At 68.3% G+C, this 9,002-nt stretch carries 1 protein-coding gene and 1 pseudogene (1 of these 2 running past the window's edge); both read right to left on the bottom strand.

The window, feature by feature from the left end; translation table 11 throughout:
• Positions 1–28 precede the first annotated feature (28 nt).
• Positions 29–286 (bottom strand): annotated as a pseudogene (locus K1X11_RS23520) (LEPR-XLL domain-containing protein); the annotation flags it as partial.
• On the bottom strand, positions 225–9,002 hold the end of the coding sequence (locus K1X11_RS15345) for a hypothetical protein (RefSeq protein WP_324726003.1). The gene runs 48,141 nt beyond the window's last position; 8,778 of the gene's 56,919 nt are visible here — the last part of the coding sequence; its start codon lies beyond the right edge, outside the window; its stop codon occupies positions 225–227. The pseudogene K1X11_RS23520 and the gene K1X11_RS15345, both read right to left, overlap by 62 nt.

Genomic DNA, 9,002 nt, shown 5'->3' with positions numbered 1-9,002 from the left:
CGGCACCCACCGGCACGACTGGCTCAAACGGCACGGCCATCGGCGTCGCAGACAACAACACGCGCTGCTCCAACCCTTCGATAAGGAAGGCAGACTTTCGGGGTGAAGTATTATGCGTGCCGCTTATCAAACGTATTCTCCTCGCTTGAGGGGTTTTAGGAAGCTGGCGGCACTCGCCACTGACAACGCAAAAGAAGGTAAATTTTTGGCATCTACGGTCATGGCTAGAGAACGACGTAGATGTTGATGGTGAGGGACGGCGGACGACGGTAGACCGTCGTTCCATTCACGACGACCGTGTCGGACTCCACGGTGAGGTCGATCACCTTGCCGGCCGCCATAATCGTCAGCTGCGGAGCAACCGAAGCGAAGATGTTGGTGCCGGAGGTGGTTCTGGTGATCGAGCCGGTCTGGGAGGTGACTTTGATCAGGCCGGAGGAGGAGCTGAGGGTGTGCAGCTTGGCGTCCCCGTAGGCCCACAGGGTGATCGCTCCAGTGCCCGTGGAGATGCGCTCGGTCATTTCGATGAAGCTGCCCGTGCTGGTCAGGTTCACGGCGCCTGCGCCGCCGACCACTTCTTCAACCGTCAGCGTGCCGGCCGCTTCCAGGTCCACCCGACCGGTGGTCTGCACCCGGCCCACGTTCACCGTCGAGCCGGTGGAGCGCAGGCTCAGCGTGCCGCCTTGGGTCGAGGTAAAGCCGCCGCGCAGCACCAGCGCGCCGGCGCTTTGCAGGTTCAAAGAGGCGGTGGTGGTGGTGACCGCCCCTTCGAGGGTCACTTGGCCGGTGGCGCTGGTCAGCGTCACCGCGCCCGAGCCGCCTTGCAGCGTGCCGGTGAGCACCAGGTTGCCTTGGGCGTCCAGGTCGACTGCCCCGGTGGTCACGACGTTGCCCACGCTCAGGCTGCCGCCGGTGCTCGCCAGAGTGATCGCTCCAGTGCTGCTGGAGACGGTGCCCAGGGTGACGTTGCCGGTGGCAGACAGGTTGATCGCTCCACTGGTGGTGGTGAGGGCGCCAGTGGCACGGAAGGTGCCCGCGGCGGTGACGGTGAGCGCTCCGGTGGTGGTGCTGATCGCGCCAGTGGTGGTGTTGCCACCGGTCAGCGAGATGCGGCCGGTCTGGGTGGCCAGCGCTCCGGTGGTGAGCGCGCCGGCGGACTGCAGGGTGAGCGTGCTCGCGCCAGCGGTGGACACGGTGCCCAGGGTCACGCTGCCGCTGGTGGAGGTAACGGCGATGTTGCCGGAGGTGAGGCTGATCGCGCCGCTTTGGAGGTTGCCGCCGCTTTGCAGGCTCACGGCACCCGCGCCGGTGTAGCTGTGCAGGTTAAGCGTGGTGGCGGCAGTGGCGCTGAGGCCGCCGGTGCCCGTCACCGCACCAGCCGCGTTGATCGCTCCGGCTGCGCTGGTAAGGGTGATCGCATTCGCGCCACCGGTGATCGCACCGGTCACGGTGAGGCCGGTTTGACCGAAGAGCGTGATCGCCCCGCTGGTGGCCACGGTGGACAGCTGGGTCGCTCCGCCGGTGCTGCGCGCGGTGACCGCGCCGCTCTGGCTGCTGATCGCGCCACTGGTGAGGTTGCCGGCGGCGGTCACGTTGATCGCTCCGGTGCCGGTCGTGAGGCTGGTGGCCGTAAAGGTGGTGGCGGCGGTGGCCGTGAGCGTGCCGGCGTTGCCGGTGGCCACGGTGGACAGCGTCAGGCTACCGCCCTGCGCGGTGAGGCTCACGTTGCCGCTTTGGCTGGTGATCGCACCGAGGGTGGCCGAGCCGGCCGCGGTGACGCTGATCGCGCCAGTGGTGCTGGTGAGCGTGCCGGTGGTGGCGTTACCTCCGCTGGTCAGGGTGAAGGCACCCGAGGTGGTGTTCACCGCGCCGTTCACGGTGGTGGCGCCGCCGGAGCTCAGTTGGATCCGGCCGGTGGCGCTGGTGAGCGCTCCGGTCGACAGCGTGGTGGCGGCGTTGAAGGTAAGCGTGCCGGCGCTGCCGGTGCTCACGCTGCCGGTCTGGATGCGGCCGGAGGTGGAGCTCACCCCGATGTTGCCCGAGGTGGAGCTGATCGTGGTGGTGGTGACGTTGCCGCCGCCTTGGACCGTGATGCGGCCCGAGCCGCTGGAGACGGTGCCATTGGCCGTGACCGTGCCACCGGCGTTAAGATCGAGGGTGCCCGTGGCGGTGCTGACCTGACCGGTGCTCAGGCTGCCGCCAGCGGTGACGGTGACGGCGCCGGTGCCCGCGGTGGACACGCGGCCCACGTTGGCATTGGTGCCCGCGGTGACCGTGACCGTGCCGGTGCCACCGGTGATCGCACCCGAGGCGTTGAGGTTGTCCGAGGCGGTGACGTTGACCGCGCCCGAGCCACCGTGGGAGATCGTGCCCGAGACGGTGAGGTCATCGCCGGCGGCGATCTGCAGGGTGCCCGAGCCGGAGCCCACCGTGAGGCCGGTGGTGGTGGTCGAGCCCGTGGTCGAGAGGTTCAGGTTGCCGGTGGAGGTGGAGGCCCCCACGGCGGCGGCGGTAAAGTCGATGTCTCCGGAACCGGCGCTGCCGATGCCGCTGGAAGCGTTGAGGGTGAGCGTGCCGTTGGGCGTCACGAACAAGGCACCTTCATCACCGGTGCCATCGACGATGGAGCCGGCGTTGACCGTGATGCTGCCCGAGTTGCTGGTCACGCTGGTGCCGATCGTGAGGCTGCCGCCGCTTTGCAGGATGAGCGTGCCCGAGCCGGTCGCGGTGATGCCACCGCCGGTCGAGGTGAGGCTGCCACCGGCCACGTTGAGCACCGAGCTGCCACCCGAGGTGGTCGCCAGGGTCACGCCGCCGCGGCCTGCGGACAGGGCGTTTTGCTCCAGTATATAGGTCGCACCGCTCACACGCACATCGGCCGTGCCGCTGGTGCGCGTGATGATCGGGTTGCCCGAGCTGCCCGCGCTGCCACCGACCGTCAGGCGCAGCTGGTTCGATTGGAGTTCACCACCGGCGCGGCTCAGGTTGCCCGCCACGCGGATATCCAGGAGGCCCGGGGTGCTCGCCTGCGCGAGGGTCGCGTTGCCGCCGCTCACGATTGAGAGGTCACCGGCGGCGGTGAGGCTGGAGCTAGCGTCGAGGCTGAGGCTCGAGGCGGCGGCCAGTTTGATGTCACCGGCGGTGGAGGTGAGCGAGGAGGCGGTGGCGGTGACCGTGCCGCCCTGGATCGTGATCGTGCCGGCGGCACTGACCGGGGCGTTGTTGAGTGCGATCGTGCCCGCGCCGCGCAGGGTCAGGTTGCCCTGGGCCACGGTGAGGGCGCCGCCCACGGTGAGGTTGCCGGTGGCTTGGGTGAAGAAGAGCGAGCCCGAGGGCGTGAGGCTGGTGGCCGAGAGGGTCGTGGTGGCGTGGGACTTGAGGTAAATCGAGCCGGCGCCGTTGTTGGTGAGCGAGAGGCTGCTGGCGGACACGTCGAGGTCGCCCAGGCCGGTTTGGCCGAGGCCGCCGGTCGCGGTCAGGTCGAGCGCACCGGTGGTGATGAGCAGCGGGGTTTCAGTGGCGGTGGTGTCGAGCACGCGGGCCGCAGCGTTGAGGGTGAGGTCACCGGAGGTGGAGCTCACGAGCGCGCCCAAGGCGATGTCGCCGGTGGTGGTCGTGAGGGCGATCGTGCCCGCGCCGTGGGCGGTGACCTCGGCGCTGATGGTGAGGGTGCCGGCGGTGGTGAGCGCGATCACGCCGTCGGCGGCGGTGGTGGTGACACCGGCGAGGGCGGCCAGGTCGGCGGCGGTGGTGGTCCCGTCGGTGCCCACCTGCGCGGTGCTGACCGCCACGCTGCCCACGGTGAGCGCAGTGGTATTGGAGAGGTGGATACCGCCGCCGGTTGCGGTCGCGGCGAGAGTCGCGAGGGTGGTTTCGAGGGCGTCGGTGGCCGAGCCGATGCCGTCGGTCGCCACAGCACGCAGGCCGCTGGCGACCACATCGGCGCCACCGGTGTCGCCGCCATCGAAGATGTTGCCCGCGGTGAGGGCCACGTTGCCGCTGCTGGTGATGCCCGCGAGGGTGAGGTCGCCGGTGGTCTCGATGGCCACATCGCCGGTCGTGGTGATGCGGGTGCCGTCGGTCTGGGTGAAGGTGGTGGCGGTGACGGTCACGGTGCCCGCGGTGCTGAGGTTGGCGTTGAGGGCCAGGGTGTCGGTCGCGGTGAGCGTGAGGTGGCCGGTCGTGCTGCTGATGACAGCATCGGCGGTGAGCGTGCCGGTGACCGCAAGCAGGACGTTGCCGGCCGCGGCGGTGGTAACCGGGGCGCTGAGGGTCAGGTCGCCGCCGGTGGTGAGCACGATCGCACCGGAGCCAGCCGTGGTGCTTAGACCCGTGAGGTCGGTGGTGGTGGTCGTGGTGGTCGTGGCGTCGGTGCCGACGGTTTGCGTGGTGGTAGCAACCGTGCCGATGGTGAGGCCGTCGGTTTCCAGGAGGAAGAGGCCGCCGGAGGTCGCGGTCGCGGCCAGGGTCGTGACGGCGGTTTCCAGAGTGTCGGTGCTGGTGCCCGCGCCGAGGCCGGCGGTCAGGCGCAGGCCGGCGGCGATCACGTCTTCGTCACCGAAGGCGTCACCGGCGTCCAGGACCGAGCCGGTCGTGGCGGTGAGCGAGGCGTTCGCGTCGGTGGTGAGGCCGCCGAGGGTGAGGTCCGTGGCGGCGGTGAGCGCGATGTCGCCGGTGGCGGTAATAAAGCGGCTGTCGTCGGCTTGGGTAATCGCGCCGGTGGTGGCGATCGCGGTGAGCGTGCCGGTGCCACCGGTCGTGACCGTGGTCGCAGCGGCCAGGGTGATCGAGTCGGTCGCGGTCAGGGTCAGGTGACCGCTGGTGGAAGCGAGGTTGGCGGCGATTGCAATCGAGCCGGTGGTGGCGAGCAGGAGGTTGCCCGCGCCGTGGGTGGTGACCGCGGTGGTGACAGTGAGCGCGCCGCCGGTGGCGAGGACCACGTTGCCGTCGCCGGCCGTGGTGGACAGACCCGACTGGGCGGTCGCGGTCACGGCGGTGATGCCCGCGGCGCTGTCCACCGCTTGAGTGGTGACCGTGACGGTGCCGATCGTGAGCGTATCGGTTTCAGAGAGGTAGAGGCCGCCGCTGGTCGCGGTCGCCGTGAGGGTCGTGGCGTTGATTTCCAGGTGGGTGGTCGCGCCACCGATGCCGGTGCCGGCCCACAGGCGCAGGCCGGAGGCAAGGATGTCTTCGCCGCCGAAGGCGTCGCCGGCATCGAGGATGGAACCGGTGGTCGCGGTCACGGCCACGTTGCCCGTGGTGGTGAGGCCGCCGAGCGTGATGTCGGTCGCCGCGCTCAGTTGGATCGCACCCGCGGTCGAGGCGATGCGGCTGTCGTCGGCTTGGGTGATCGCGCCGGTTTGCGCGGTGAGCGTGATCGTGCCCGCGGTGCGCAGGTCGGCGGTGGCGGTGAAGGTGATCGAGTCCGCACTCGTCAGCGTGACGTGGCCGGTGCCCGAGAGCAGGTCGGCGTTGGCCGTGATGGAACCGGCGCTCGTTTGCAGCAGCACGTTGCCCGTGCCGTGCGCGGAGAGCGCGGTGTTGTCGGCGGCCGCCGTGCCGTCGTTCAGCGTCAGGTCGCCGCCCGTGGAGAGCACGATCGCGCCGTTGCCGGCCGTGGTGATCACGTCGGACTGGGCCACGTCGTTGACGGTGGCGGTGGTCGCGTCGGTGCCGACTTGCTCGATCGAGACGGCGACGTCGTCGATTACGAGGCTGTCGGTTTCGGTAAGGTAGATGCCGCCGGAGGTGGCGCGCGCGGTGAGCGTGTCGACGGCGGTTTCGAGGTGCGTCGTCGCGCCACCGATGCCGAGGCCGGCCACCAGGCGCAGGCCCGCGGCGATCACGTCTTCGCCACCGCTCACGTCGCCAGCGTCAGTGATCGAGCCGGTCGTGGCGGTGAGCGACGCGTTCGCGTCCGTGGTGATGCCACCCAGGGTAATGTTCACGTTGGCAGCCAAGCGGATGTCGCCGGCCGCGCTGATGATGCGGCTGTTGTCGGCTTGCGTGATGCTACCGGCGGTCGCTTCCAAGTTGATCGTGCCCGTGCCGCCCGTGCGCAGGTCGGCCGAGTCGGTGAGCGAGATGCTGTCGGACGCCACCAGGGTGATGTGGCCCGTCGCGCTGTTCACATCGACGTTCGAGGTGATCGTGCCGGTGGTGGACAGCAGGACGTTACCCGCGCCGTCAGCCTGGACACCGATGTCATCGGTGAGCGCGGTGCCGTCGTTGATGAGCAGGTCGCCGCCGGTGATGAGGACGATGGAGCCATCGCCGGCCGTCGTCATCACGTCGGATTGGGTGGCGTCGGTGACGGTGGCGGTCGTCGCATCGGTGTCGACCTGTTCGATCGTGACCGCGACGTCGTCGATGGTGAGGGCGTCGGTTTCAGTAAGGTAGATGCCACCGGAGGTGGCGCGTGCGGTGAGGGTGTCGACGGCGGTTTCAAGGTGCGTATTCGCGCCACCGATACCGAGGCCGGCCACCAGGCGCAGACCCGCCGCGTTCACGTCTTCACCGCCGCTCACGTCGCCGGCGTCCACAACCTGGCCGGTTGAGGCAGTGACGGACGCGTTCGCGTCCGTGGTGATACCACCCAGGGTGATGTTCACGTTGGCGAGGAGACGGATGTCGCCGCTGACCGAGATGATCCGGCTGTTGTCGTCCTGCGTGATGCTACCGGTGGTCGCTTCGAGGTTGATCGTGCCCGTGCCGCCCGTGCGGATGTCGGCGCTATCGGTGAGAGAGATGCTGTCGGACGCGACCAGCGTGATGTGACCCGTGCCGCTAGTGATATCGACGTTGCTGGTAATGGTGCCGGTCGTGGACAGCAGGATGTCCCCTGCCCCGTCCGCGCTAATTCCCGTGTCGTCGGTCGCCGCCGTGCCGTCGTTGATCATCAGATCGCCGCCGGTCACCAGGATGATGTCGCCGTCGCCAGCCGTCGTCATCACGTCGGACTGGGTGGCGTCATTGACGGTGGCGGTCGTCGCGTCGGTAGCGACCTGCTCGATCGTCACCGCGACGTCGTCGATGGTGAGGGCGTCGGTTTCGGTAAGGTAGATGCCGCCGGAGGTGGCGCGCGCGGTGAGCGTCGTCACCTGCGTTTCAAGGTGGGTCGTGGCACCGCCGATGCCGAGGCCGGCCACCAAGCGCAGGCCCGCTGCAATGACATCTTCGCCACCAGCCGCGTCGCCAGCGTCCGTGATCGAGCCGGTCGTGGCGGTGAGGGACGCATTCACGCCCGTGGTGATACCGCCCAAGGTGATGTCCACGTTGGCGAACAGGCGGATGTCGCCGGTCGCGCTGACGATCCGGCTGTTGTCGTCCTGCGTGATGCTACCGGTGGTCGCTTCGAGGTTGATCGTACCCGTGCCGCCCGTGCGGATGTCGGCGCTATCGGTGAGAGAGATGCTGTCGGACGCGACCAGCGTGATGTGACCCGTGGTGCTGTTCACATCCACGTTGCTCGTGATCGTGCCGGTGGTGGACAGCAGGATGTTACCCGCGCCGTCAGCCTGGACGCCGATGTCGTCGGTCGCGGCCGTGCCGTCGTTAATGAGCAGGTCGCCGCCGGTGACCAAGACGATGTTGCCGTCGCCGGCCGTCGTCATGACGTCGGATTGCGTCGCATCGGTGACCGAGTCGGTCGTCGCGTCCGTGTCGACCTGCTCGATCGTCACCGCGACGTCGTCGAGGGTGAGGCTGTCGGTTTCGGTAAGGTAGATGCCGCCCGAGGTCGCGCGCGCGGTGAGCGTCGTGACCGCCGTTTCGATGTGCGTATTCGCTCCACCGATACCGAGGCCAGCCACCAGGCGCAGACCGGAAGCAATGATGTCTTCGCCGCCGCTCACATCACCCGCATCGGTGATCGAGCCGGTGGTCGCCGTCAGCGAGGCGTCGGTGTTGGTCGTGATGCCGCCGAGGACGATGTCGATGTCGGCGACCAGGCGGACTTCGCCAGTATCGGAGATGATCCGGCTGTTGTCGTCCTGCGTGATGCTACCGGTGGTCGCTTCGAGGTTGATCGTGCCCGTGCCGCCCGTGCGGATGTCGGCGCTATCGGTGAGAGAGATGCTGTCGGACGCGACCAGCGTGATGTGACCCGTGCCGCTAGTGATATCGACGTTGCTGGTAATGGTGCCGGTCGTGGACAGCAGGATGTCCCCTGCCCCGTCCGCGCTGATGCCCGTGTCGTCGGTCGCCGCCGTGCCGTCATTAATGAGCAGATCGCCGCCGGTCACCAGGATGATGTCACCGTCGCCAGCCGTCGTCATCACGTCAGACTGGGTCACGTCGGTGACCGGGTCGATCGTCGCATCGGTGTCGACCTGCTGGATCGTGACCGCGACGTCGTCGATCGTGAGGCTGTCGGTTTCGGTAAGGTAGATGCCGCCGGAGGTGGCGCGCGCGGTGAGCGTCGTCACCAGGGTTTCAATGTGGGTCGTCGGACCCGCGATGCCGATACCGGCCACCATCCGCAGACCCGCCGCGATGATGTCTTCGCCACCGAAGGCGTCGCCGGCGTCGATGATCGATCCGGTGGTCGCGGTGAGCGACGCATTCACGTTGGTGGTGATTCCGCCCAAGGTGATGTCGACATTGGCGAGCAGACGGATGTCGCCGCTGACCGAGATGATCCGGCTGTTGTCGTCCTGCGTGATGCTACCGGTCGTCGCTTCGAGGTTCACCGTTCCGGTGCCGCCCGTGCGGATGTCGGCCGTATCGGTGAGAGAGATGGAGTCGGACGCGACCAGCGTGATGTGGCCCGTGGTGCTGTTGACATCCACGTTCGAGGTGATCGTGCCGGTGGTGGACAGCAGGATGTTACCCGCACCGTCGGCTTGGACGCCGATGTCGTCGGTGAGCGCGGTGCCGTCGTTGATCAGCAGGTCGCCACCGGTGATGAGCACGATGTTGCCGTCGCCGGCCGTCGTCATGACGTCGGATTGGGTGGCGTCCGTGACGGTGTCGGTCGTGGCGTCGGTGTCGACCTGCTCGAT

The organism is Actomonas aquatica, assembly GCF_019679435.2.
Classification (GTDB): domain Bacteria; phylum Verrucomicrobiota; class Verrucomicrobiia; order Opitutales; family Opitutaceae; genus Actomonas; species Actomonas aquatica.
Note: the sequence above shows the minus strand (reverse complement) of the source record. Positions and strands in the feature narration are given on the sequence as shown.